A 23,382-nucleotide genomic window follows, 5' to 3' on the forward strand; every position below is an offset into this window, starting at 1 on the left:
GCTTCTTGCTGAGAACTCCGGGCTTTTTTAGGGTGGGACGTCAGCCACGAAGCCTTTATACTTAGCGCAGTTGCTTTCACCTTTCTAAAAAAGAACATCTTCGATGACTAAAAAATCTATTTACGTTGCCTATACCGGCGGCACAATCGGTATGCAGCGTTCTGAACAGGGTTACATTCCGGTGTCCGGCCATTTACAACGTCAGCTGGCGCTGATGCCTGAATTCCATCGCCCTGAGATGCCTGAATTTACCATTCAGGAATACGCGCCTCTGATGGATTCCTCCGACATGACGCCGGAAGACTGGCAGCACATCGCCGACGATATTCAGGCGCATTACGACGACTACGACGGTTTTGTTATCCTGCACGGCACCGACACCATGGCATTCACCGCTTCTGCACTGTCGTTCATGCTGGAAAATCTGAGCAAACCGGTGATTGTGACAGGGTCACAGATTCCGCTTGAAGCGTTGCGTTCTGATGGTCAGATCAACCTGCTGAACTCGCTGTATATCGCCGCGAATCATCCGGTCAACGAAGTCACCCTGTTCTTCAACAACCGTCTGTATCGCGGCAACCGCAGCACCAAAGCGCACGCAGATGGTTTCGATGCCTTTGCCTCACCGAACCTTTCGCCGCTGCTGGAAGCCGGGATCCACATCCGCCGACTTTCCACGCCGTCACTGCCTGAAGTGCCTGCGGCGAAGCTGAAAGTGCATCACATCACGCCACAACCGATCGGCGTGGTAACGATCTACCCGGGCATTTCCGCCGAAGTGGTACAAAACTTCCTGATGCAACCGGTAAAAGCGCTGATCCTGCGCTCCTACGGTGTCGGTAACGCCCCGCAAAAAGGCGACCTGCTGAAAGTGCTGAAAGACGCATCTGAGCGCGGCATTGTGGTGGTTAATCTGACGCAATGTATTTCAGGGCGCGTCAACATGGGCGGCTATGCCACCGGCAACGCCCTCGCCCATTCCGGTGTGATCAGCGGCTTTGATATGACCGTGGAAGCGGCACTGACCAAGTTGCATTATCTGCTCAGCCAGTCACACACTCCCGAGGAAATCCGCGAACTGATGCAGCAAAACCTGCGCGGCGAACTCACCGAATAAATAAGAGGGCGATATGAAATCTGCTTTGTTGCTGGTCGATCTGCAAAATGATTTTTGTCGCAGCGGCGCGCTGGCCGTGACTGACGGCGACGCCACGATTGCGGTTGCCAATAAGATGATGACATGGTGTAAAAGCCATGACATCGCCGTGGTGGCATCGCAGGACTGGCATCCGGCGGGACATCGCAGCTTTGCGGTGAATTCCCACGCGGAGCCCTGGACGTCGGGCGAACTGAACGGTCTGCCGCAAGTCTGGTGGCCGGTTCACTGCGTTCAGCGTGAACCGGGCGCTGAATTTCACCCGGGGCTGAATCTGCCGCAGGTGGATTTTGTGGTGCAGAAAGGCACCAATCCTGACATCGACAGTTACAGTGCGTTTTTCGATAACGGACATCGTGCTGCTACGATGCTCAATGACTGGCTGAAAGCGGCGCAGATTACACATGTGTATGTGATGGGGCTGGCGACGGATTACTGTGTGAAATTCACGGTGCTGGATGCGCTGGAGCAAGGTTATCAGGTGACACTGCTGACCGACGGTTGCCGTGGCGTCAATCTGCAACCCGAAGACAGTGCTGAAGCGGTTGAAGCGATGCGTAAAGCAGGGGCAAAAATCAGTACCTCTGAGGCAGTAACAGGCTGAATTTGTCTTCCCGTCTGACTTGATAAAGGCGCTTCAGCGCCTTTATCAGCAAACAGCACTTTCGCAACCCGCCCACTTACTCCGGCTTCAGTTTAATCAGCGTATCCTGCGTAAATTGCTGTTTCAGTTCCTGCTTGCTTTTGGTGACAATCTGCCCGTCCGTGCCAATGCTCATGTGCTGGGCATCAACATTGTGACGCGACTGATACAGCATCACGGCCTGCAGGCTGTGCTCTTTCTGTTCCGGCGTCAGCGCGACACCGTCCGGCCACTTTCCGAGTTCAACTGCCTGCGCGAGACGTGCGTAAATTTCCGGCGTCATTACATCAATAAGTTGATTAATTTCCATCTGAGCACCTTGTGTTCATCTGTATTATTCAAACGGTTTTGAATAATAGCTGAATCGATTTTGTCGGTAAAATTACATCACCATTTTCTTGCGAACTAACCGCGGGTTTTATTGCCACTTTTGCCATCCGTAAAGCTCATTGAGGCAGAGTTTATGCAGTAACGTTCACCTGTCGGTTTCGGGCCATCCGGGAAAACATGCCCCAGATGAGCTTCACAGCGGGAACAGCGGATTTCGACACGCGCCATTTTATGCGAATTATCAGTGAGATATTTGATCGCATCAGGGTTAACTGGCTGATAAAAACTTGGCCAGCCACAGCCGGAATCGTATTTGGTATCGGAGTAGAACAACGCTGACTCGCAGACCACGCAATGATAAATCCCTTCGCGGTGGTTGTGCAGCAATTTTCCGGAGAACGGAGGTTCTGTTCCGTGCTCCTGCGTGACATAACGTTGAATTTCAGTGAGTTGGTCAAGTGTAGGGGAAGATTTGGCTTCAATGCTCATGATTCTCGTTCTCTGACGAATATAAAAATCAACTTAAATAACAGTTTATAATAACAAAAAATTAACAACGAGTCTGCCCGTTTTGTCCTAAACTGTATGGCATCAGCGTTAGCCAGCTTGCAACTTGTGATGGCGATCACACTCCTGATCTTCCGGCTCTTTATATTCTGTTTTTCGCCCCCATGTGGTTGTGAGCCGATTTAAAAACGGAACGTGCAATAAGCGAGCAAGAGTAGGTCGTCGCTTTGACTTACAGCAATAATTGACACGATTCCGCTTGACGCTCAGCAAGGTTTTTGTAATTTTACAACCAACCTTTTATTCACTAAAAAAATAGCTGGTGGAATATATGACTATCAAAGTAGGTATCAACGGTTTTGGCCGTATCGGTCGCATTGTTTTCCGTGCTGCTCAAGAACGTTCTGACATTGAGATCGTAGCAATCAACGATCTGTTAGACGCGGACTACATGGCATACATGCTGAAGTACGACTCAACTCATGGTCGTTTCAACGGTACTGTTGAAGTTAAAGACGGTCACCTGGTTGTTAACGGCAAAACCATCCGTGTTACCGCTGAGCGTGACCCAGCTAACCTGAAATGGAATGAAGTTAACGTTGACGTTGTAGCTGAAGCTACTGGTCTGTTCCTGGATGATGCGACTGCTCGTAAGCACATCACTGCAGGCGCTAAGAAAGTTGTTCTGACTGGTCCTTCTAAAGACAACACCCCAATGTTCGTTATGGGTGTTAACCATAAAGAATACGCAGGTCAGGAAATCGTTTCTAACGCATCTTGCACCACTAACTGCCTGGCACCACTGGCTAAAGTTATCAACGACAACTTCGGTATCGTTGAAGCACTGATGACCACTGTTCATGCAACTACCGCAACTCAGAAAACCGTTGATGGCCCGTCTCACAAAGACTGGCGCGGCGGCCGCGGCGCATCCCAGAACATCATCCCTTCTTCTACCGGTGCTGCTAAAGCAGTAGGTAAAGTTATCCCAGCTCTGAACGGTAAACTGACGGGTATGGCGTTCCGCGTTCCTACTCCTAACGTTTCTGTTGTTGACCTGACTGCACGTCTGGAAAAACCAGCGTCTTACAAAGAAATCTGCGCAGTAATCAAAGCAGCTTCTGAAGCAGGCGATCTGAAAGGCGTTCTGGGCTACACCGAAGACGACGTAGTATCTACCGACTTCAACGGCGAAAAACTGACTTCCGTATTCGATGCGAAAGCAGGTATCGCGCTGAACGACAACTTTGTGAAACTGGTTTCCTGGTACGACAACGAAACTGGCTATTCAAACAAAGTATTGGATCTGATCGCTCACGTTTCCAAATAATTGGTTATGTGAATGAACTGATTGAAGGGCGACGCAAGTCGCCCTTTTGCTTTCTGTCGGATGCACTTTTTTATCAGCACATGAGTGCGATCAAACAGACGGGTTTGGTTCATGTGTAGTCTTGGTTCAAAATCGTAATTGTTTAACCCTGACAGGATTTTAGATAATGACAGAACAACTCTTTTCTCTTCCGATCGTAAACCAAATCTCTACCTCCGTTAGCCAGCGTCTTGTCGACGAACTGCCGGTACTCGTTGTGACTCATCCGAAAGTCCGTGCTGCCATTGCCCTGCAAGGTGCACATCTGTTGGCATGGCAGCCTGAAGGCGAAGAGCCGGTGCTATGGATGAGCAGCGCCAGCGCGTTCAAAGAAGGCGTTGCGATTCGTGGCGGTATCCCTATCTGCTGGCCGTGGTTTGGTCCGGCGGGCAAACCCTCACACGGTTTTGCACGTAACGTTGCGTGGGAACTGACTGACCACAAAGAAACTGACGAAAATGTGGTACTGACCTTAACGCTGAAAAGCTCCCCTGAAACACTGGAATTATGGCCGCATGCATTCACGCTGACGGCACGCTTCACGCTCGGGGCAACCTGCCACATCGAGCTGGAGTCGACCGGTGATTTCGAAGCCAACAGCGCCCTGCACACCTATTTCAACATTGGCGACATCGCCGATGTCACTATTAAAGGCCTGGGCAACAGCTTTATTGATAAAGTCGATGGCGCAAAAGCCAAGCAGGAAGACGGTGATCTGACCTTCACGGGCCAGACTGACCGCATCTACACCCAGCCGCAAGCCACCAGCGAAATCGTTGATCCGGTTCTGAAACGTACGCTGGTTGTCGCACATGAAAATAACGCCGATGTGGTGGCCTGGAATCCGGGTTCTGCACTGTCGGTGAGCATGGCTGATATGCCGGATGACGGATATAAAACCATGGTGTGCGTTGAAACGGCGCAAGTTTCTCATACACACACCTCTACGCATGCCGCGCCAGCGCGTCTGGCAGTGACCTTCTCTGTCCGTAAATAACCGGTTTAGGTTTGCAGCAAAGATGACATAGGGGCCAGATGGCCCCTTTTTATCGTCTGATGACCGATGTGAATGATTGACTTCAAACCATATCCAGCGGCGTTTTATGATTCGGTGCCGGGAATACTGTGTCAATTCGTGCTATTTCATCGGCCGTCAGGCTGAGCGTCAGCGCCGCCGCATTATCTTTCACGTGCTGCGGTTGTACCGCTTTAGGAATAGCGATCACGTTACCGGTGCGCGTTACCCAGGCCAGAGCAATCTGCGCGCTGCTGACACCCCGAGCGTTGGCGATTTCCTGCATCACCGGTGCAGTCAGGACGTCGTGACGTAACTTGCCGGCCTGCGCCAGCGGGCAATAGGCCATAACGGGAACGCTGTGCTCCTCACACCACGGCAGCAGGTCAAACTCAATGCCACGGACTGCCGCGTGATACAGCACCTGATTGGTCATGCATGCATTGCCTCCGGGGATTTTCCACAGCGCCTGCATATCGTCAGTATCAAGATTAGAGACACCCCAGCGCCGGATTTTGCCGGATTGCTGCAATTTTTCCATCGCCGTGACAGTGTCATGTAGCGGAATCGAACCACGCCAGTGCAACAAATACAGGTCTAGACAATCTGTTTTTAAACGCTTCAGACTTTGCTCACAGGCGGCGATCGCTTTCGCGCCACCGGCATGATGCGGATACACTTTTGACACCAGAAACACGTCATCACGCCGCCCGGATATCGCTTCACCGACCACCCTTTCCGCACCGCCATCCGCGTACATTTCTGCAGTGTCGATCAGCGTCATACCGGCATCCAGCCCTTGCTGCAAGGCCTTCACTTCGGCACGGAGATCACTGTTCCGTTCCCCCATATACCAGGTACCTTGTCCGATTGCGGGTACTGTCGTGCCATCAGGCAATTGCACGGTCTTCGCTTTCATCTGTTTCCTCCGGTTGGGTCATAGCTGAAAAGTTAATTCGATTCTTTGAAAATTTACTGATCTATAAATGTGCAAATGGGGCGATACGCCCCACTAATGTGCAATATGTTCACCATGATGGTGCATTGCCTCAGAAGGTGTAAGTCACACCCGTCCACAACACGCCAGTCCAGTTATTTTCGATGATCGGGCTGTCGGTCACTTCACTGGACAGACGCAGGTAGCGACCGGTCACGAACCCTTGCCATGCTGGCGTGAAGTTATATTTTGCGGAGACTTCAACATACGGGCTGAAGCTGTCGTTCGGGGAATAGCTATGGAAGCCACTGCGACGGGATTCGTCTTTGGTCACGCCATAATAATACTGGGTGAGATTCGAGCTAAACCAGGTCACACCAAAGCCCGGTACCACAGCCCAGTTAGAGCCTTTAATGGCATACAGATAAGCCAGATCAGCAGTCATGCCATTGCTGGTATCCAGCGTATCCGCATTGAAGCTGGCGCGGAGGGTACCCCACTCGGCATTATGCGAATAAGCCAGACCGGCCATCAGCGTTGAGTGACGTTTATCGAGGCGCTTCATGCGCTTATCGTCGCTGTCGCTTGGGTCAAAGCTCAACGGGAAATAGCTGGCGGTGACGCTCAGTTTGTTGGCGTCATCATTCCACAGGTAATAGCCCGCCATCAGGGTGTGAAAATAGAAATCATCATTGTCGTAATTGATGATCGGTACCGGGTATACGTGGTCATTATTACCACGGTACGGATCCGGAGCGACCAGCGCAGATGCACCCGCCTGCCAGGTTCCCGCCACGGCAGCATGACTGCAAAGCACTGCCGCGCTAACGATGGACAGTGTTTTTAGATTGATCATTTTCATTGTCTTAATTCCATTAAGTAAAAAAACGTCGCTAGTGTAAATGAACCTTAAACGTCACGCTTAGCAATTCTGGGTCTATAAAAAGACATATCCAGAAAAACCGGGGCGATCGCACAATTTAACTGCAAAATATGAAATAAAAATGACTAAAGAAACAACTTCCGCTCTGCAGGGCACGTCCTGTAAGGCTTTTCAGAGCATTCCGCACAACTGAGTCATTGATATGACTTAAAAAACGCCAAAACCAGAGAGGAAATTTTCTTAATGCCAAACTACGCTTATAAATAGATGAAAGACTTAGCCTGAACGGTTGCCCGTCCCACCGAATAAAGACAGTTCTCAAACCATCGAGATTGTCGCTTTCCAAGGGGTTTTGCAAGTTGGCATAAGGGTTGCTGTATTTCAGGTGGGAGATCTTTCTTCCGGGAGCGCTGAAAAAAGCTCTCATTAACCTGTGCGTTACCCGAATCATTGGAATTGCAGCAAGGCGGCAAGTGAATGATTCCCGATGAGCTTACACAGTTAAGTGACCCGGGTGAACAAGCGAAGCCAACGAAGGTGCGGTTCCAAAGACGAAGGGTAAAATAACGAAGGACGGGCATCGTATGAACATATTTGACCATTATCGCCAGCGCTATGAGGCTGCCAAGGACGAAGAGTTCACACTGCAGGAATTTCTTACCATTGCACGGCAAGATCGCAGTGCTTATGTCAATGCGGCGGAACGTCTGTTGATGGCAATCGGTGAACCAGCGATGGTAGATACCGCGCTTGAACCACGCCTGTCGCGTTTATTCTCGAACCGTGTTGTTGCACGTTACCCTGCATTTGAAGAATTTTACGGCATGGAAGAGGCTATCGAACAGATTGTCTCCTACCTGAAACACGCCGCGCAGGGTCTGGAAGAAAAGAAACAAATCCTTTATTTACTGGGCCCGGTGGGTGGCGGTAAATCGTCACTGGCCGAACGGCTGAAATCCCTGATGCAACGTGTACCGATTTACGTGCTGAGCGCCAACGGCGAACGCAGCCCGGTAAACGACCATCCGCTGTGCCTGTTCAATCCGCAGGAAGATGCGCATATTCTGGAAAAAGAATACAACATTCCTCCGCGCTATCTCGGCACCATCATGTCGCCATGGGCGGCAAAACGTCTGCATGAATTCGGGGGGGACATCACGAAGTTTAAAGTCGTGAAAGTCTGGCCGTCGATTCTCGAACAAATCGCCATCGCCAAAACGGAACCGGGCGACGAAAACAACCAGGACATCTCCGCACTGGTCGGGAAAGTGGATATCCGTAAACTGGAAAACCACGCGCAAAATGATCCGGATGCTTACGGTTATTCCGGTGCTTTATGCCGCGCAAACCAGGGTGTGATGGAATTCGTTGAGATGTTTAAGGCACCGATTAAGGTGCTGCACCCGTTACTGACGGCGACACAGGAAGGTAACTATAACGGTACCGAAGGGATCTCCGCCCTGCCGTTCAACGGCATTATTCTGGCGCACTCCAACGAATCTGAATGGGTGACGTTCCGTAACAACAAGAATAATGAAGCGTTCCTTGACCGTGTGTACATCGTGAAAGTGCCTTATTGCCTGCGCGTGTCTGAAGAGATGAAAATCTACGACAAGCTGCTCAGCAACAGTGAACTCTCGCATGCTCCTTGTGCACCGGGAACTCTGGAAACGCTCGCGCGCTTCTCGATTCTCTCGCGCCTGAAAACGCCTGAAAACTCCAGCAGTTATTCCAAAATGCGGGTGTATGACGGTGAAAGCCTGAAAGATACCGACCCGAAAGCCAAGTCCTATCAGGAATACCGCGATTATGCGGGTGTGGATGAAGGCATGAACGGGCTGTCGACGCGCTTTGCGTTTAAAATTCTCTCCCGTGTTTTCAACTTTGACCATGTGGAAGTGGCTGCCAACCCGGTGCATTTGTTCTACGTGCTGGAACAGCAAATCGAGCGCGAACAGTTCCCGCAGGACATCGCTGAAAAATATCTGGAGCACCTGAAAGGCTATCTGATCCCGAAATACGCTGAGTTTATCGGCAAAGAGATCCAGACTGCTTATCTGGAATCCTATTCAGAATACGGACAAAACATTTTCGACCGTTATGTTACCTACGCTGACTTCTGGATCCAGGATCAGGAATACCGCGATCCGGATACCGGTCAACTGTTTGACCGTGAATCGCTGAATGCCGAGCTGGAAAAAATCGAAAAACCGGCCGGGATCAGCAATCCAAAAGATTTTCGTAACGAAATCGTCAACTTCGTGCTGCGTGCCCGCGCCAATAACAGCGGCCGCAATCCAAACTGGACCAGTTACGAAAAACTGCGCACGGTCATTGAGAAAAAAATGTTCTCAAATACCGAGGAATTACTGCCAGTTATCTCGTTTAACGCCAAGACGTCGACAGATGAACAGAAAAAACATGATGATTTTGTCGACAGAATGATGGAGAAAGGATACACACGCAAACAGGTACGCCTGCTGTGTGAATGGTACCTGCGCGTAAGAAAATCCTCGTAACAGAAGATCGTTGGCAACGTCGTTTGGGGGAAATATGACGTATTTTATTGACCGTCGGCTGAATGGCAAGAATAAAAGCGCGGTGAACCGCCAGCGCTTTTTGCGCCGCTATAAGTCGCAAATCAAACAGTCGATTGCCGAGGCCATCAACAAGCGTTCGGTTACCGACGTGGATAGCGGGGAATCCGTTTCGATCCCCAATTCCGATATCAACGAGCCCATGTTTCATCAGGGTCGCGGTGGCTTGCGCCACCGTGTTCATCCCGGCAACGATCACTTTGTGCAGAATGACCGCATCGAACGACCGCAGGGGGGCGGTGGCGGTGGCAGTGGTCAGGGCGATGCCAGCAAGGATGGTGAAGGCGAAGATGAGTTTTCATTCCAGATTTCAAAGGACGAATATCTCGATCTGCTGTTTGAAGATCTGGCGCTGCCAAACCTGAGAAAAAACCAGCATAAACAGCTGAATGAATTTAAAACCCACCGCTCCGGTTACACGTCTAATGGCGTACCGGCCAATATCAGTGTGGTGCGCTCTTTGCAAAACTCGCTGGCCCGCCGCACGGCGATGACAGCGGGTAAAAAACGCGAGCTGCGTGAGCTGGAATCGACGCTGACCGAGGTCGAGCACAGCGAACCAGCACAATTACTGGAAGAAGAACGGCTGCGTAAAGAGATTGCTGAGCTGCGGGCAAAAATCGCCAAAACGCCGTTCATCGATACCTTTGATTTGCGCTACCGTAACTATGAACGTCGCCCCGAGCCTTCGAGCCAGGCGGTGATGTTCTGTCTGATGGATGTCTCGGGTTCGATGGATCAGGCAACCAAAGACATGGCCAAACGTTTCTATATCCTGCTCTATCTGTTCCTGAGCCGGACGTATAAGAACGTCGACGTGGTCTATATCCGTCACCATACACAGGCTAAAGAAGTGGATGAACAGGAGTTCTTCTACTCGCAGGAAACCGGCGGGACCATCGTTTCGAGTGCACTGAAACTGATGGATGAAGTCATTCAGGAACGCTACGACCCGGCGCAGTGGAATATTTACGCCGCGCAGGCCTCCGATGGCGATAACTGGGCTGACGACTCCCCGCTCTGCCATCAGCTTCTGGCACAGAAGATCCTGCCGATGGTGCGTTATTACAGCTATATCGAAATTACCCGCCGCGCCCACCAGACGCTGTGGCGTGAATACGAAGTGCTACAGGAGAAATTCGATAATTTCGCCATGCAGCATATCCGTGAACAGGAAGATATTTATCCGGTATTCAGGGAGCTGTTTCATAAGCAGGTTCAGGATCATTAATGTTTAGTCTTTAAAAACAGCCGGTTAAGTTACTTTTACTGGCTGTTTCCCTTCACTTTTGAGTGCATATTCCCTTTCAATGAGATCAATAAATTACTCTTCGTTTTGGTGAAGATTTTCTTTCCATACGTCCAAACTATACCGTTTCATATGACGCAACAGCACAGTGAGTAAAATAATTTATTGATTAAAAAAGTAAATATCACCATTTATGAACGTATTTATTGGCAAATCATTTCAAAAGTGATGAGCATGCGAAAATAAAGTTACTAAGGACTTCTCTCCGGCATGCCTGCAGATAACCCATTGTTCGAATCGTTCAATGGCAGTCTGAGGAATGCCTGAATATCCACTCGTTCCTGTCGATCGAGAATGCGCAAGAAAAGCTCGATCGCTGGCGGAAGGAACATAACCATGATGGGCCACATTCCTCGTTAAATAACCAGACTCCGGCAGAATTTATCCGAAGCCTGCAAACAGGCCCGGATCTCTGATTTATCCTGGCACAGATATTGGGAAGGGATCAGAAACCGGAAATCTCAAAAAGTGCGTGGAAGTAAAACAGGTGTGCTTACAAGGGAGGAGAAAAAAGGACTACAAAAATGATATAGCTTGAGTGCAAGAAGGTTACAGAATGGGTGCAAAAACACCGGCGCAAGGCCGGTGTCGATAGTGCCTGACCAATGTAGGTATTTTGAAGAGACTACATCTGTCGAATATCAGATAAAAATTCATGAAACTCTTTTTCTGTCATCTCAAACTCTGGCCCTTCGACCATTGCAATTAGTGACAGCAACGCAAAATCTAACTTTTTCGTGAGTGAAAAACTTGGATCTTGATAAATATCAAGTGCCTCTTTTGATATTTTAAAAATATCAAACCCATCCGCAACTATTCTTTCAAGCCTATCAGCCACTACGTCTTCCATGCTCATTGCTGCCCCCAATTCTTTAATTCTGCTCCGGTCGGAGGGTAGTGCTGAGCATCAACCGATTGGCCATTAATACTTTTCGGGTGGACACGGATTACCTCCCCTGAATGATCATAGCTTTCCATCCACTGCCTCGTACTGCCCGTTTTAGGATCAAACTCTGTAACAAAAGAAGCCCCCCGAGTAGGGCCTTCCGTTCTGGCTGTGTAGTGGTCAACAAAAATTGGCCACGGCTTTAGAGTTTTCCAGAACAATCGTTCTGATTCGTTGGGCGACTAACCACCATTATATTGATGAGTTTTGAGTTGGCTGTGATATCCCGTTATGTAATTCGTTATCGCTGTGCTGGCTTCGCTAAAATTAGCGTATCCATTATCCGGCATCCATTCTGTTTTCAGACTTCTAAAAAAACGTTCCATCAGGCTGTTGATGCTCCCAGCAATTCCCCCGGCGACCCAGGCTTTGCTTTATCTGATATCTCCACAGTAACTGCTTGAAATTACTACCAGTATAGTGCCTACATTGGTCCGAATGATACAGCAAACCCCCAGAGACTGAAAATAATTTGAAACATAACTACTTAATTAGTTTTTGAGGTTTTGCAAAACCAGTATTTCCGTTTATAAAATATAGTCCGCCATCCCAACGATAGGCCGTAATATTACCTAGATCATCTACACTGATATTTGTGAAAGGATTCCCCTCAGAATCATACTCACTATAAACCTGCCAAATTACTTGAGCACTCGCATCAATCAAGTAAACATTTCTGGCGCATTGCTCTCTGCCATAGATGCTTTCCATATCGAGCCGATCATATAGCACTACTTTATTTCCATCTTTTACACTTAACTCGTTCACAATTTGGTCAGTCATTTCAATAATCTCATTTTAAAGGTATTGGCTTACCTAATAATGCCGCTGGTATACGATCTAAAAGCTCATACTGAACCCCACCAGAACTTGATGCTCCAAACTGCGGCTGAGGTGCAACTTTCCCAACTTGCATTTTGGTTCCTGCTGGCACAATTGTAAGTATTCAACCAAAGTGCAGAAGCGTCAGTATGGCGGTGAGCTGTTTGCACAGGCGGCTCTAGGACTGGGTTATCACCCGTTTTAGCGTTTGCTGGATGAAGGGGAGCATTTGGTTCACTCCGGTGAGCGTCACATCGTCTACCGTTGCCTGCGCAACCGGCGCTTTACCCATAAACGCGATGTTGGCGGCAACACGCAGATAGTAATCTTCTGCACGATTGAGCGGGCAGCGCACAGAGTTGCCCCAAAGCCAGTTTTCGCTCTAACGACCTGTCCTCGCGGTTCGACACGATTAGTAGTGCGAAAAAGGCCGAAAAGGCACTGAGAAACATCACCAACGGGAAAGCGTAGCTAAACCAAATTGGACGGGCTTGTACCACAGAGACTTCGCGACCAGTGTATACCAGTAACCCCACCGCTGAGAATGCACTTGCCAACGCCAGCCATTGAGTAGCGGAGCCGTCACGGCGCCAGCAGCAGCCAGCATCATTGCTGCTCTATACCGAACAACTCCCTTGCGCAATCCCCGCAAAGCACCCAGGGTCGCTGCAACGCCCACGGCGAGCAGCGCCACAGGCGTTGCATGACGTATGTCCATGCCGAGGCCGAACACCAGCGCCAGTCAGTCCCAGCGCGGCTCCGATGATTAGGCCCAGCAGTCCACCCGTCAATGAGAGCATCGTGAATGATCTCTACTTTCCCTTGAGCAGTCTGGGATGCGATTCGTGAGAGGCGGACATCAAGTTCGGCGACTCGGCGGCTGATTCAGCGTGGTCACAGTGATTGTTGTTGCTGTGCGCGAACGACTGGTTATCCTGCCAGAGCTGAACCGCTGAGGATATAAAGTAAAATCCCGGATCGATGGCCGGGATTGAGTAATCAACTTAAATCTAAAGATACAAGTTGCCCGTCTTCACCAAAAATAATTGTCACCGCTCCGTAAGGACAATCAGCCGTAATAACTTTGTTTTTGAGCTCCTCATCTACACAGTGTGAAGCCTTCAGCGTTTGATCATCAAATCGGATTTCAAGGAAATAACCCTCTCCGTTGTTCACATGAGGTAATGCATCTTTTTCACCTCGTGCCGCAAGATATTTTTGTATTTCTTCAATATGTATTTTTGCCATACTCATTGCGCCTCAAGGTAAAGGAACAAAAGAACCTTTCTCGATAAGATTTTTCACTTGGTTTGGCCTGATAGGACCGACAGATATTATCTTCATTTCATTATTTGGTACAGTAATGCGCAAAAGCTTTCCATCAACGGTTTGTATTACATTGATATGACCGCTTCTTGCATCATAAACACGTACCGCATCGGGGTTGTTAACAAGCTTTTGCAGGTCTGCAGCGTTAAATTTCCCAGACAAACTCCCCAACCTTGGGTCATTTAGTTGATCGTAAACTCGTTCAGCTATATTAAAGACACCAGTTTTTGGAGCAGCTTTTGCAAATTTCCCAATTAAGGCTAATGCTCGCTCAGCTGGTAATGTACTTAATAATGCTAACGCATAATCTTCTGGATTTTTTGCATTCAATAATGACATCACAGTGTCTGATCCTGGATTATTTTCCAAGATAGCCTTGATAACATCCTCAGGTAGATCACCTTTTATATATTGGTCACGGATTTTCTGTTTTTCTTGATCCGTCAGATTGGGATCTTGCAAAAGCTCTTTTTCTAAAGAGGCTGCACCTTCAAAATACTTACTACCTTGGCTACCAAAAACGTCCCCAAGACTACTAAGTGCATTATTCTCCACTGCCGTCTTCCCAGCAATCGCCCCTTGCACGCTTGCCAATGACGAATTCCCGGCCACACCACCCGCCAGACCGGCAGCTAATGTACTTAATGCGCTGACATTTGCCTTCTGCTCCTCCGTCAGGTCTTCTGGTTTGGTATTGGGGTAAAATGCACTGATGATGATTTTCGCAGCTAATTCTCCCGCAGCACCGCCTGCTGCGCCGCCCGTCACTGAGCCACCCTGAATATAGGCTGTCACAGCCCCGGCCAATGCATGCCCAACGGTGTTAGCGACAGCGCTGTCCCCCGTGACTTTTTTTACCTCCTGAGACAGATAAGGTGCCAGCCCGCCCGCCAGAGCCTGTCCCATATCGCCACCGGTGAGCCCGGCAAGCGCTCCGCTGATACGCCGGTTACCATTAGCGTAGAACGGGGCAACTGGTGATCAGGCCTGCTGAGTAATTGATAAAAAGATCCCGGCAACTTGGCCGGGATCTTTTCAGTTCATTTGTTTATATATGTGTTTCAGCCATTTTTCCGAAGAACGCCATTCGTTATGGGTAATAATAGTTACAATCAATTTTGTTAAGCAGTATGTCCTGTAATTCATCTTCTGATAGAGAAAGTGCCAGCAAATAATCTATCTCTGCTTTCATCTGCTGCCGCTCTTCCGCAGTCTCAGTAGCCTTATATGCTGCCAATCTTTCATTCGCATTACCAAACAGCACCTCAAAATCTTAGTTAAGGTAGAACCTTAATAAATATGATAAATAAGGGTATTTTTCTTTAATATTCATTAAGTTGTATACTATTCATTAATCCATATCTGCCATTCTTTGTGGTGAACGACTACGTTTTTCGGCGCCCTAGCGGGGATACGTGGGTAACAAAATTGCCGTCAGACAGGCTGCATCAGTGATGCAAAAGAATGGTTGCGGGGACAAACTCAGGAACTGTGCGCCTAAAATCCGGATTCCGAGTCAGAAAATAGGCAATTGGTTGATTTTTTGGCACCTCCGAAACCATTTCCCTTCACATCAGGCTGATTAGCCCTAAAAACCTTGGTCAGGAGACATGGCAAAAAAGCGATTGAGGCGCCTAACCATCAAGAAAACTCTATTTTACAATCTGATAGAGGGAACGAGCGCCCATCAGAAATAACAAATTGTTCACCTTCGATTTGAGCGAGTAATAGAGCAAGGCCATTTGCCCCTATCTCAATATCTTTTTTCCAACCGTTAAGATCACCATGATAGGAAATCGCGTGAAAAAGAGGACCCGAGGGCGGGGTGACTTTGCACCCTCGATCATTTACCCCACCTCGAACGGCATTCGGAGGTTCAGAAAAGCACGTTACGTTATTAAATTGTTTTCGGAATTTGTTTTTCCCATCATCCGAAAAATAAACAACTTGCTGCCCATCAACAACCGTAACACCAGGTACACTTCGAGAGTCCGATTGCTCAATTTTTCCGCCCAGAATTTTTTCTAAAGCCTCTCGTTCACTAGTCATTTCACACCTCACTTTCAGAACCTTCATTCAACAGTGAAGGCATGCACAGGCTCTTCCGACGACTTGGCTTAGGTTATTAATCAGTAAGTAATTATCGGATAATCACCTTGGCTAGTCGTAATTACATAAGATTCTAACCCGTTATTTTCTGGAGTTATGCATATATAACTTCCATCGTCAAAGCATAAATTCAATCTTTTATTACCCAGGAGTGAGCAATTTTTAACCTCATGATTAAGAAGAGGAAAAAGTAAATTACTTGTTTCTATATTTTCTCCATGACCTAAATGTGGCCGTTCATTTCGACCGCATAGGAATGGGCATTGGATCAATACTCGGGTACTAGACGAAAATAATAAAATCATAGACCCAATTCCAACTGTTATTCCGGTAAATATAGAGTGCTCAAACTCATGAAGTTCATCTTTACTAATCATTGCTACCTCATCTTTTTGGTGGCATCGTCTCTGTTGGTAATGGAATGTGCGTTTCCCCACGAGTGCCGGTACCGCCTGTGGCAGGATTCGTCGGCTGACCATTTTTGACCGATATCCAATAACCATTTTCTAACCCAGGTACCGGAGTTGAGCCAGGCGGCATAACTCTAATATACGAGCTGCCAGGGTTACTCGGGTCAGTACCAGGAGGATAATAAATTATGCTTCCGGTTACTCTACCTGGTTTGCTCACCCAGTCCGAGGGGATTACAGGACCTTGTGCCGGGTTTGTGAAAGGTTGCAAGTTAGTCGGTACTTTAGGTGTTGAAGTTCCTCCGCCATTCACTCCACCCCCGTTTTTGCCTGTTCCTGTTGCACCAATCCCAACACCTACTCCTAATCCTGGACTTACTACGTTATGTGTCAGCTCAGGATTTTCAGTGTCAGGAAGCCCACCAAATATCTCATTCTCCTTTTTCCTTAACTCTTCTGCATCCTTTTCGAATTTGCTAAGGTCACTCTCCGCATTATTCTCAACTGCCGTTTTCCCGGCAACCGCACCCGTCCCCGCAGCCACAGACGAATTACCGGCCACGCCACCCGCCAGACCGGCCGCCAGCGTGCTCAGTGCGCTGACATTCGCTTTTTGATCATTCGTCAGGTTTTCCGGTTTTACTCCCGGATACAGCTCTTTCGCAATCAACTGCGCAGCCAGTTCACCGGTCGCGGCCCCGGCTGCACCGCCCGACACAGAACCGCCCTGCAGATAGGCGACCACTGCGCCGGCAAGCGCATGCCCGGTGATATTTTCGACTTCGTTAACGTTGCCTTTGGCGTCTGTGGTCGCCGCCTTCACGGCCAGGGACAGATAAGGGGCCAGCCCGCCCGCCAGCGCCTGGCTCATGTCGCCACCGGTTAAGCCTGCCAGCGCGCCTGATATCGCCGTGCCCGCCGTCCAGAACGGGCTGCCGATACCATACTTTTGTTCTGCTGCAATGTATTCCGGCGAGTTCTCCAGCATTTTCTGCTGGTCTGCAGGTGAAGCTTTATTGTACTCCGCCGTGCCTGACAATCTTGCGAGCGCGTCACTTCGTGCATTCACCTGCGCCTGCATGACCACGTTCTGCATCGTCTGGACGCCCACCTGGCTGATAGCCTGCGCCACGGCCTGATTTTCTTCTATTTTCTGCTTGTCGAAAATTTTATCGATATGCCCGTTGGCGTTCTCCGTATCACGGCTCAGCGTACTCACATCCTGCGTTTGCTGGCCGGTATCACGCACCGTAATGCTGCCATCAGCAACCGCTGAACGGGTGGTGCCCGATGCGCTGCCGCTGGCATTGGTCATCACCGGCAGCACACCCCCTGCATTGTGCCGCACGTCCCCCTGGTCTTTACTGGATGAGAAACCGGCGCTGACCCCAACGCTGCTGGCACTGTAGTTTGCCTTGTTCTGGATATCGTCCCAGCCCAGCGTCCCTGTATTCAGACTGTTATTGGCCGCATCAGCGGTCGAGGCAATCACGGCACCGTTCAGTTGTGTATGGTCACCGACGTAGATGTCATAACCCTGATTGCCCGCAAACAGCCCGCTCTGGTCGCCCACGCTGGCGTATTCACTTTGGGTTTTAGACTTGCTCATACTCAGGGAAGCAGAGCCGGTCATCGACCCAAAGGTGAAGCTGAATCCACCGCTGATGCTCTGCTGTTTACTCTGGTAGTCGTCGGTATCCTGCTGACTGGTGAGCGTCAAATCACGCCCGATATTTGCCGTGATTTTATCGCCCAGCGCCTGCGCTCCGGAGAGTACGGTGTCACGCCCGCTGCTTAAAATCAGGTTATCTTTGGCATTTACGCGGGTATTGACGTATTCCGTCGTTTCACCGTCCGAGGAACCTTTCGCAGCATACCCATTACCCTGTACCCCAATGCCGGTTTCCTTACCCAGTGAGATATGCGCGCCGACACTCCAGCCGTTTGAACTGTCTTTACTCGTCTGTTTGCTGTTATTCGTCGCGGCCTGCAATAGCAGATCGTTCTGCGCAGCAAGCGTGACTTTATTTCCCGTCACACCGCTGCCGGTGATAGTGATATCACCGCTTTGCCCATTGGCACCTGTCGAAACGATGGCAACATTACGTCCACCGGTAATCGTGCTGCCAGTGACCTGATTTTGTTCCAGTTCGGAAGTGGATTTACTTTTACTCGCACCGATATTGACCTGCAACTGGACCAGGTTGCCATCCACTTTGCCATTCATCAACTGAGACGCCTGCGTTGCGGTCCCGTCCATCGAGGACATCCAGCCCTGCTCCACCGCCTGCACGCCATACAGTGCTTTCATTCGGCCGTCGCCGGTCTGTGAGGCCTGTTTGGCAATGCTGGTGAGCGACAACAGCGCATCCGTCACCGGGCTCGACAGCGAGACCGTCAGGCCGCTTTGTTTCTGCTCGTAGATTTGTTTGCGGGTCAGCATGTCATTGCCGGGGTCAACCGTGACCGAGCCGCCGACGATGTTGACGTCATTTTTAGCGTTCACATCCGAGCCACCGATATGCGCCTGTTCACCGGCAATCAGATTCACGTTGCCGCCGGTGCTGCCGACGGCACTGCTGCTCTGGCTCTGGGTGGTGCCGTCCTGATTGATTTGCTGACGCGAGGATTTGCTGCCGAACGTCACGCCCAGACCGCCTCCGCTGAACATGCCGCTGGTTTTTTCTCACTCAGCCGGTAGCTGGACTGTTCCTCTGTGGCGGCGGTAATGCTGAGGTCTTTCCCCGCTTTCAGCGTCACATCCCCGTCACCGACCACGGACGAACCTTTCACCGTCAGGTCCTGCCCGGCGACAACGGAGACTTTATTGCCACTCAGCTGTGAGGCTTTCTCTGTGGTGGCATAGTCCTCTGCAACGGTATGCGTGGTCGTGCCGGAGAACAGGTGTTTTTTGGTTTTGGTTTTTTCGTCGTAGCTGTACTGGCTTTCCTGTGCGGTGGTGATATTCACATCCCGCCCGGCGTTCAGGGCCAGGTCGCCGGTGGCCTGTACTTGCGCGGCCTGTGTCGTAATGTCACGCCCGGCGGCAATGCTGGTGCTTACGCCGCTGACCACCGCTGTCCCTTCCTGCCCCACATTCTCGCGGATACTCACGCTTTTACTGCCGTGGGTTTCGCTGTAGGTGCTGGTCTGCTGCGCGTTCAGGTTGACGTCGCGACCGGCGCTGAGTGAGGCGTTGAGGTCGGCGGTGAGTTGCGCCGCCTGCGAGTTAAGGTCGCGCCCGGCGCTCAGCGTCAGGTCGCCGCCGCTGCTCACCACCGTGCGGGTGGCGTTGTTGCTGTCAGCCTGATTTTTGCCGCTGGTCTGATGGCTGCTCTTGTCCATCGTGTTGAGGTTGATGTCATTAACTGCCGCCAGCGTGGCGTCGCCTTTGGCGGTCACGGCGCTGCCTGCGTGGTCTCCGACAGATCTCGAAGACCATTCGTTCAGCAGGATTTTGAGTGCGCCAGCGATGTTTTTTAAAGTCAACGTCTGACGGAGTTTGAAGATTTAATTTGGATGTTGGGATTATGCAGAATTATGGGCAGGGACGTCTATTCAGTGTGCATTACAAAACGTGGAAGAGACGTGTTTTGGGTGTGCTAATATCTCAGGCATCACACCCATGGCAAACATAATTAGGGCAATCATGGACAGCAAGATGCTTAACGAAATAAGTAAATTTCTAAGTTATATTTTACGTCATAAACCTGACACCATCGGATTGCAACTTGATGTAGAAGGCTGGGCAGATATCAATTCTTTGATTCTCGGCGCGGCGAAAGAAGGCCGCGTACTTGATCAGGCAATAATTCAGACAGTAGTAAATAGCAGTGATAAGAAACGTTTTACTCTCTCCGAAGATGGCCAGCGTATTCGTGCAGTTCAGGGACATTCAACACCAGACGTGAACCTTCAACATATGGAGAAAAAACCGCCAGAATTCCTCTACCATGGCACTGCAACACGCTTTCTTGAATCTATTCTTCAGCAAGGATTGATTGCAGGTTCACGTCACCATGTGCATCTATCACAAGACATAACCACAGCCGTAGCTGTCGGACAGCGATATGGAAAGCCTGCGGTGCTAAAAGTTGAAGCCCTGCGGATGCACCAACAGGGATTCAACTTTTTTCAGGCTGAGAATGGCGTATGGTTAACGAACCATGTCCCCAATTTTTTCATATATCAGGAATAGCCATTGTCTTTGTCTTCGACTTGCTCGGCTTTATAGCGGGAAGACTCTTCTTTGGCAGCACTAAACCATTCAGAGAAACCAGAATAAGACAAATTATCCCAAGGACTTAACTTCGGTTTTGAATAATCATAAATCCGGACACCCGTAGTGCCATCCTTACCTCCCCCATCAAAACAAGCAAGAACAACCCAGCCATCATTATACAGCCCTGACTCATCTTGAATAATTGCAAAGGGAACCAGGGCAGCCCCCGAAAACTTCAAAAGCATCGAGCTGTAATAAAAAAGAGATGTCGCCATATCTTTCGATAGAAGCCGCCAAGGCTCTATATCTAAAAACTCATCAGCTAAAACCACATCTAAATAATCAACAGGGAATTCAAAACTATTGGGTAAAATTGGAAGGTCGTACAAAAAAGGCTTCATTATTTAGCACCTCCAGAAATACGTGGTGGTTCTGTTGAACCGTAAGGATTAGAAGTAGAAAACCCCCCTGACTGTTTGTTTATACGACCAGTAATGGCCTCACCCCAAGTATTAAAATTCTGCCACCCTCTAGCCTCTTGAATAGCTGGCGTCAATGGATCATCAAATCCACGGACGCTAGCTTTAACGTCGATCCCCGCCTCTCTGGCCGCGGCAATTCGAGTGTTATCCATGCTAGTCAGCTTGCCATCAGGCATTTTAACGACGTCAACTGGATCACCTTTCCAACCATTAGTCCGCATGCTTTGTACCAAATCGTCGTATGTGTAATTTTTACCCGTGTCTCGGTCAGTTTTATTGAATGAAAAGCTATTTTGCGAGAACCGAATATCATCCGCCGCATGGAATGTGACACTGCCAGCGCCTTTTGCACCCACATCGGCAGTAACTGACGTCGCTTTTCCTACTCCGCCAATCCCCGCCGCGCCCACCTGCGTCAGGCCGTAAATCCCTTCCGAGTACTGTGGAGAGACTCCCAACCCTTCCAGCAAATACGCACCGCTGGTTTTCTGGTTGACACCAGACAGGAAGGTGTTAAAGCCTGCATTAGCCGTATCTATCCCTGAGGCTGCCAGATAACCGCCTGCCAGGCAAGCTACACCCGCGGTGGTCGTGCATATTGCTGCCCCACCCACCGCCTGGAGTTCCCCGGCGGTAAATTGCGTCAGGCCACCTAAACGCGTCCCCACACCGTAGTGGGATAGCGCATCCCCGGTTTGATCACTAACCGAATACCCGAACATCGGCAAACTGGCGCTGGCATAGCTGCCCATTGCGTAGATCAGCTGGTTACCGCTCTGTGATGCCAGTACTGTACGCTCACTGGCATACGCATCACTGTTACCTAACTGCTCCAGCGCCTGCGCTTTCACATAATCCGGAGAACCTTCCGCAAACTCAGCGGAACATTTCACCAACGCACAGGCCGCCGCTTTCAGACGCGCTTCTTTATCTTTATCCCCACCGGACAATTGCTGGATCCGGGCTACTTCATCCGGGTGTAACTGGCGGTTATAGCGTTCAGCATCCAGTGAGACGGCTGCGCCGGACTGTGCACCGGTCATTCCGCCAATAATTCCGTCAATTGCACTACCACTTACCTACAGCAGAGCGGGGCGTACCACTGGCATTACCGCTACTAAACGCCATCGTCGGGAGCGGCGGGATCATCTGATTTATTTGATCGGTCTTGCCCTCTTTATCACGGATATCGCCCCTTGCACGCCTGCCAATGACGAATTCCCGGCCACACCACCCGCCAGACCGGCAGCTAATGTACTTAATGCGCTGACATTTGCCTTCTGATCCTCCGTCAGATCTTCTGGTTTGGTATTGGGGTAAAATGCACTGATGATGATTTTCGCAGCTAATTCTCCCGCAGCACCGCCTGCTGCGCCGCCCGTCACTGAGCCACCCTGAATATAGGCTGTCACAGCCCCGGCCAGCGCATGCCCAACAGTGTTAGCGACAGCGCTGTCCCCCGTGACTTTTTTTACCTCCTGAGACAGATAAGGTGCCAGCCCGCCCGCCAGCGCCTGCCCCATATCGCCTCCGGTGAGCCCGGCAAGTGCTCCGCTGATAACCTTCCCGTTTTCCCGCTGGCAGAAATCCCCACACTGCGGGCCTTGTAATCCGCTTCATTCTGGATATCTGTCCAGCCCAGCGTGCCGATATTGAGGCTGTTCCGTCGAGGCAATCACAGCGCCGTTAAGTTGAGTAAGGGTGCGTTATGCCAGAGTTCTTCATGAGCAACGCGCCACTAAAATGGCCACGTGTTATAGCCGCACGGACGGCCTGCACCTGAAGGGTAACTGACTGGGATACTTACATTTGGGACTGATACTCTGGTTACCATTGCTGTAGAACGCGGGCAACTGGTGATCCGAGCTGCTGAGTGACACGTAAAAATATCCCGGCTCAGAAGTGAGCCGGGATTATTGATTAATCAAACTCTTTTTCTAATCGTTCAACAACGCGTTTGTAGATTTCAACGACTTCTGGGACTCCGTCACTTAGATCGTCATGGAAGTACTCCTGATAAAACTCCTCCGGCCAAAGTGATATTTCGTATTCACTACGCTTTTGGATCTTCCAGTATTGCGATGGACGGTTATCAACGATTTCAAAAATGCATAAGGGAACCGATATAATATAATCCATTGGTATTTTTTGTAATTGCAGCAATGTTCCCGCATTAACACCAATTTTGCTACTTATAGCCAAAACCGTATAAGTTTGCCCAACAATATATGGATACTGAGGATCTTGATTATCCATTAAGCCGAGCACTGTCTTCTGTTGTGCTGTTAGGTTAGTCGCAAGGCATTTTACTTTCAT

At 49.8% G+C, this 23,382-nt stretch carries 23 protein-coding genes and 5 pseudogenes; 8 read left to right on the plus strand and 20 right to left on the minus strand.

The features are described 5' to 3' along the window. Positions 1-103: 103 nt before the first annotated feature. Together ansA and pncA are read left to right on the plus strand one after the other, a co-directional pair. The gene (gene ansA / locus ABIC79_RS01555; RefSeq protein ID WP_013575366.1) at positions 104-1,117 is read left to right on the plus strand and encodes an asparaginase; all 1,014 of its coding nucleotides are present in this window, start codon (positions 104-106) and stop codon (positions 1,115-1,117) included. A 13-nt stretch (positions 1,118-1,130) separates the two neighbouring features. Next, complete coding sequence (gene pncA, locus ABIC79_RS01560) at positions 1,131-1,760, plus strand: bifunctional nicotinamidase/pyrazinamidase (protein ID WP_013575365.1); 630 nt, start codon at positions 1,131-1,133, stop codon at positions 1,758-1,760. 76 nt (positions 1,761-1,836) lie between these two features. On the opposite strand, the gene ABIC79_RS01565 is transcribed toward pncA, so the two are convergent. Then, positions 1,837-2,109 carry a YeaC family protein gene (locus ABIC79_RS01565; protein ID WP_015689892.1) on the minus strand — a complete coding sequence of 91 codons (273 nt, stop codon included), beginning with the start codon at positions 2,107-2,109 and terminating at the stop codon, positions 1,837-1,839. Between the two features lie 95 nt (positions 2,110-2,204). Further along, positions 2,205-2,618 carry a peptide-methionine (R)-S-oxide reductase MsrB gene (gene msrB, locus ABIC79_RS01570; RefSeq protein WP_119261590.1) on the minus strand — a complete coding sequence of 138 codons (414 nt, stop codon included), beginning with the start codon at positions 2,616-2,618 and terminating at the stop codon, positions 2,205-2,207. 349 nt (positions 2,619-2,967) lie between these two features. Here msrB and gapA point away from each other — a divergent pair, with 349 nt between their 5' ends. Beyond that, on the plus strand, positions 2,968-3,966 hold the full coding sequence (gapA, locus tag ABIC79_RS01575; RefSeq protein ID WP_013575362.1) for a glyceraldehyde-3-phosphate dehydrogenase: 999 nt from the start codon (positions 2,968-2,970) through the stop codon (positions 3,964-3,966). Between the two features lie 166 nt (positions 3,967-4,132). After that, positions 4,133-5,002 (plus strand): D-hexose-6-phosphate mutarotase, encoded by an 870-nt coding sequence (locus tag ABIC79_RS01580; RefSeq protein WP_119261589.1) that lies wholly within the window; start codon positions 4,133-4,135, stop codon positions 5,000-5,002. Positions 5,003-5,084: 82 nt separating this feature from the next. Here ABIC79_RS01580 and ABIC79_RS01585 read toward each other — a convergent pair whose 3' ends face one another. Together ABIC79_RS01585 and ABIC79_RS01590 are read right to left on the minus strand one after the other, a co-directional pair. Further along, the gene (locus ABIC79_RS01585; RefSeq protein WP_112152625.1) at positions 5,085-5,939 is read right to left on the minus strand and encodes an aldo/keto reductase; all 855 of its coding nucleotides are present in this window, start codon (positions 5,937-5,939) and stop codon (positions 5,085-5,087) included. 130 nt (positions 5,940-6,069) lie between these two features. Further along, complete coding sequence (locus tag ABIC79_RS01590) at positions 6,070-6,819, minus strand: MipA/OmpV family protein (RefSeq protein WP_013575359.1); 750 nt, start codon at positions 6,817-6,819, stop codon at positions 6,070-6,072. Between the two features lie 605 nt (positions 6,820-7,424). On the opposite strand from ABIC79_RS01590, the gene yeaG reads away from it, so the two are divergent. From yeaG to ABIC79_RS01605, 3 genes and pseudogenes are all read left to right on the plus strand, one after another. Further along, complete coding sequence (yeaG, locus tag ABIC79_RS01595; protein ID WP_013575358.1) at positions 7,425-9,359, plus strand: protein kinase YeaG; 1,935 nt, start codon at positions 7,425-7,427, stop codon at positions 9,357-9,359. A gap of 34 nt (positions 9,360-9,393) precedes the next feature. Further along, positions 9,394-10,668 (plus strand): YeaH/YhbH family protein, encoded by a 1,275-nt coding sequence (locus tag ABIC79_RS01600; RefSeq protein ID WP_013575357.1) that lies wholly within the window; start codon positions 9,394-9,396, stop codon positions 10,666-10,668. Positions 10,669-10,953: 285 nt separating this feature from the next. After that, a pseudogene (locus ABIC79_RS01605) lies at positions 10,954-11,162 on the plus strand (integrase core domain-containing protein); the annotation flags it as partial. Between the two features lie 209 nt (positions 11,163-11,371). On the opposite strand, the gene ABIC79_RS01610 reads toward ABIC79_RS01605, so the two are convergent. From ABIC79_RS01610 to ABIC79_RS01660, 11 genes and pseudogenes are all read right to left on the minus strand, one after another. Then, the gene (locus ABIC79_RS01610; RefSeq protein WP_173362071.1) at positions 11,372-11,596 is read right to left on the minus strand and encodes a hypothetical protein; all 225 of its coding nucleotides are present in this window, start codon (positions 11,594-11,596) and stop codon (positions 11,372-11,374) included. 216 nt (positions 11,597-11,812) lie between these two features. Continuing rightward, positions 11,813-12,142: pseudogene (locus ABIC79_RS01615) on the minus strand (IS3 family transposase); the annotation flags it as partial. A gap of 33 nt (positions 12,143-12,175) precedes the next feature. Next, entirely contained in the window at positions 12,176-12,475 is a 300-nt protein-coding gene (locus ABIC79_RS01620) for a hypothetical protein (RefSeq protein WP_013575354.1), read from the minus strand. A 238-nt stretch (positions 12,476-12,713) separates the two neighbouring features. Then, positions 12,714-12,860, minus strand: a pseudogene (locus ABIC79_RS01625) (hypothetical protein); the annotation flags it as partial. Then, positions 12,856-13,092 (minus strand): annotated as a pseudogene (nrfD, locus tag ABIC79_RS01630) (NrfD/PsrC family molybdoenzyme membrane anchor subunit); the annotation flags it as partial. The pseudogenes ABIC79_RS01625 and nrfD, both read right to left, overlap by 5 nt. A gap of 421 nt (positions 13,093-13,513) precedes the next feature. After that, entirely contained in the window at positions 13,514-13,762 is a 249-nt protein-coding gene (locus ABIC79_RS01635) for a hypothetical protein (RefSeq protein WP_013575353.1), read from the minus strand. Positions 13,763-13,774: 12 nt separating this feature from the next. After that, positions 13,775-14,749 carry a VENN motif pre-toxin domain-containing protein gene (locus tag ABIC79_RS01640; protein WP_119261585.1) on the minus strand — a complete coding sequence of 325 codons (975 nt, stop codon included), beginning with the start codon at positions 14,747-14,749 and terminating at the stop codon, positions 13,775-13,777. A 184-nt stretch (positions 14,750-14,933) separates the two neighbouring features. After that, on the minus strand, positions 14,934-15,107 hold the full coding sequence (locus tag ABIC79_RS01645; protein ID WP_158307032.1) for a hypothetical protein: 174 nt from the start codon (positions 15,105-15,107) through the stop codon (positions 14,934-14,936). A 377-nt stretch (positions 15,108-15,484) separates the two neighbouring features. Next, on the minus strand, positions 15,485-15,892 hold the full coding sequence (locus ABIC79_RS01650) for a hypothetical protein (RefSeq protein WP_013575352.1): 408 nt from the start codon (positions 15,890-15,892) through the stop codon (positions 15,485-15,487). A 444-nt stretch (positions 15,893-16,336) separates the two neighbouring features. Beyond that, positions 16,337-19,033, minus strand: coding sequence for a hemagglutinin repeat-containing protein (locus ABIC79_RS01655; protein WP_354566490.1), 2,697 nt, complete (start codon positions 19,031-19,033; stop codon positions 16,337-16,339). Further along, on the minus strand, positions 19,006-19,764 hold the full coding sequence (locus ABIC79_RS01660) for a hemagglutinin repeat-containing protein (protein WP_240966961.1): 759 nt from the start codon (positions 19,762-19,764) through the stop codon (positions 19,006-19,008). Before ABIC79_RS01660 ends, ABIC79_RS01655 begins: the two co-directional genes overlap by 28 nt. A gap of 247 nt (positions 19,765-20,011) precedes the next feature. On the opposite strand from ABIC79_RS01660, the gene ABIC79_RS01665 reads away from it, so the two are divergent. Further along, positions 20,012-20,560, plus strand: coding sequence for an RNA 2'-phosphotransferase (locus ABIC79_RS01665; RefSeq protein WP_013575349.1), 549 nt, complete (start codon positions 20,012-20,014; stop codon positions 20,558-20,560). Here the strand turns inward: ABIC79_RS01665 and ABIC79_RS01670 are convergent. The 5 genes and pseudogenes from ABIC79_RS01670 to ABIC79_RS01685 form a co-directional block, all read right to left on the minus strand. Next, positions 20,551-20,985 (minus strand): hypothetical protein, encoded by a 435-nt coding sequence (locus ABIC79_RS01670; RefSeq protein ID WP_013575348.1) that lies wholly within the window; start codon positions 20,983-20,985, stop codon positions 20,551-20,553. The two genes, ABIC79_RS01665 and ABIC79_RS01670, sit on opposite strands and share 10 nt — an antisense overlap. After that, positions 20,985-22,109, minus strand: a complete 1,125-nt coding sequence (locus tag ABIC79_RS01675) for a hypothetical protein (RefSeq protein ID WP_276524757.1) — start codon at positions 22,107-22,109, stop codon at positions 20,985-20,987. The genes ABIC79_RS01670 and ABIC79_RS01675 overlap by 1 nt, the downstream gene beginning before the upstream one ends. A 111-nt stretch (positions 22,110-22,220) precedes the next feature. Next, positions 22,221-22,589: a VENN motif pre-toxin domain-containing protein gene (locus tag ABIC79_RS01680; RefSeq protein WP_223510312.1), complete on the minus strand. Its 369-nt coding sequence runs from the start codon at positions 22,587-22,589 to the stop codon at positions 22,221-22,223. A gap of 50 nt (positions 22,590-22,639) precedes the next feature. Next, a pseudogene (locus tag ABIC79_RS25605) lies at positions 22,640-22,763 on the minus strand (VENN motif pre-toxin domain-containing protein); the annotation flags it as partial. A 223-nt stretch (positions 22,764-22,986) separates the two neighbouring features. Further along, a complete protein-coding gene (locus ABIC79_RS01685) occupies positions 22,987-23,382 on the minus strand; it encodes a hypothetical protein (RefSeq protein ID WP_112151910.1) in 396 nt (131 codons plus the stop codon).

This window comes from Rahnella sp. 2050 (assembly GCF_040544515.1).
Classification (GTDB): Bacteria; Pseudomonadota; Gammaproteobacteria; order Enterobacterales; family Enterobacteriaceae; genus Rahnella; species Rahnella aceris.

Excerpts from the sequence above, each read along its gene's own strand:
- ABIC79_RS01620 (WP_013575354.1), bottom strand. The coding sequence starts at position 12,475 with ATGACTGACCAAATTGTGAACGAGTTAAGTGTAAAAGATGGAAATAAA.
- ABIC79_RS01675 (WP_276524757.1), bottom strand. The coding sequence starts at position 22,109 with ATGACCGGTGCACAGTCCGGCGCAGCCGTCTCACTGGATGCTGAACGC.
- ABIC79_RS01635 (WP_013575353.1), bottom strand. The coding sequence starts at position 13,762 with ATGGCAAAAATACATATTGAAGAAATACAAAAATATCTTGCGGCACGA.
- ABIC79_RS01650 (WP_013575352.1), bottom strand. The coding sequence starts at position 15,892 with ATGACTAGTGAACGAGAGGCTTTAGAAAAAATTCTGGGCGGAAAAATT.
- ABIC79_RS01585 (WP_112152625.1), bottom strand. The coding sequence starts at position 5,939 with ATGAAAGCGAAGACCGTGCAATTGCCTGATGGCACGACAGTACCCGCA.
- pncA (WP_013575365.1), top strand. The coding sequence starts at position 1,131 with ATGAAATCTGCTTTGTTGCTGGTCGATCTGCAAAATGATTTTTGTCGC.
- gapA (WP_013575362.1), top strand. The coding sequence starts at position 2,968 with ATGACTATCAAAGTAGGTATCAACGGTTTTGGCCGTATCGGTCGCATT.
- ABIC79_RS01610 (WP_173362071.1), bottom strand. The coding sequence starts at position 11,596 with ATGGAAGACGTAGTGGCTGATAGGCTTGAAAGAATAGTTGCGGATGGG.
- ABIC79_RS01685 (WP_112151910.1), bottom strand. The coding sequence starts at position 23,382 with ATGAAAGTAAAATGCCTTGCGACTAACCTAACAGCACAACAGAAGACA.
- ABIC79_RS01590 (WP_013575359.1), bottom strand. The coding sequence starts at position 6,819 with ATGAAAATGATCAATCTAAAAACACTGTCCATCGTTAGCGCGGCAGTG.
- ABIC79_RS01665 (WP_013575349.1), top strand. The coding sequence starts at position 20,012 with ATGGACAGCAAGATGCTTAACGAAATAAGTAAATTTCTAAGTTATATT.
- ABIC79_RS01600 (WP_013575357.1), top strand. The coding sequence starts at position 9,394 with ATGACGTATTTTATTGACCGTCGGCTGAATGGCAAGAATAAAAGCGCG.
- ansA (WP_013575366.1), top strand. The coding sequence starts at position 104 with ATGACTAAAAAATCTATTTACGTTGCCTATACCGGCGGCACAATCGGT.
- ABIC79_RS01670 (WP_013575348.1), bottom strand. The coding sequence starts at position 20,985 with ATGAAGCCTTTTTTGTACGACCTTCCAATTTTACCCAATAGTTTTGAA.
- ABIC79_RS01565 (WP_015689892.1), bottom strand. The coding sequence starts at position 2,109 with ATGGAAATTAATCAACTTATTGATGTAATGACGCCGGAAATTTACGCA.
- ABIC79_RS01580 (WP_119261589.1), top strand. The coding sequence starts at position 4,133 with ATGACAGAACAACTCTTTTCTCTTCCGATCGTAAACCAAATCTCTACC.
- ABIC79_RS01640 (WP_119261585.1), bottom strand. The coding sequence starts at position 14,749 with ATGGGACAGGCTCTGGCGGGCGGGCTGGCACCTTATCTGTCTCAGGAG.
- ABIC79_RS01680 (WP_223510312.1), bottom strand. The coding sequence starts at position 22,589 with ATGGGGCAGGCGCTGGCGGGCGGGCTGGCACCTTATCTGTCTCAGGAG.
- msrB (WP_119261590.1), bottom strand. The coding sequence starts at position 2,618 with ATGAGCATTGAAGCCAAATCTTCCCCTACACTTGACCAACTCACTGAA.
- ABIC79_RS01655 (WP_354566490.1), bottom strand. The coding sequence starts at position 19,033 with ATGTTCAGCGGAGGCGGTCTGGGCGTGACGTTCGGCAGCAAATCCTCG.
- yeaG (WP_013575358.1), top strand. The coding sequence starts at position 7,425 with ATGAACATATTTGACCATTATCGCCAGCGCTATGAGGCTGCCAAGGAC.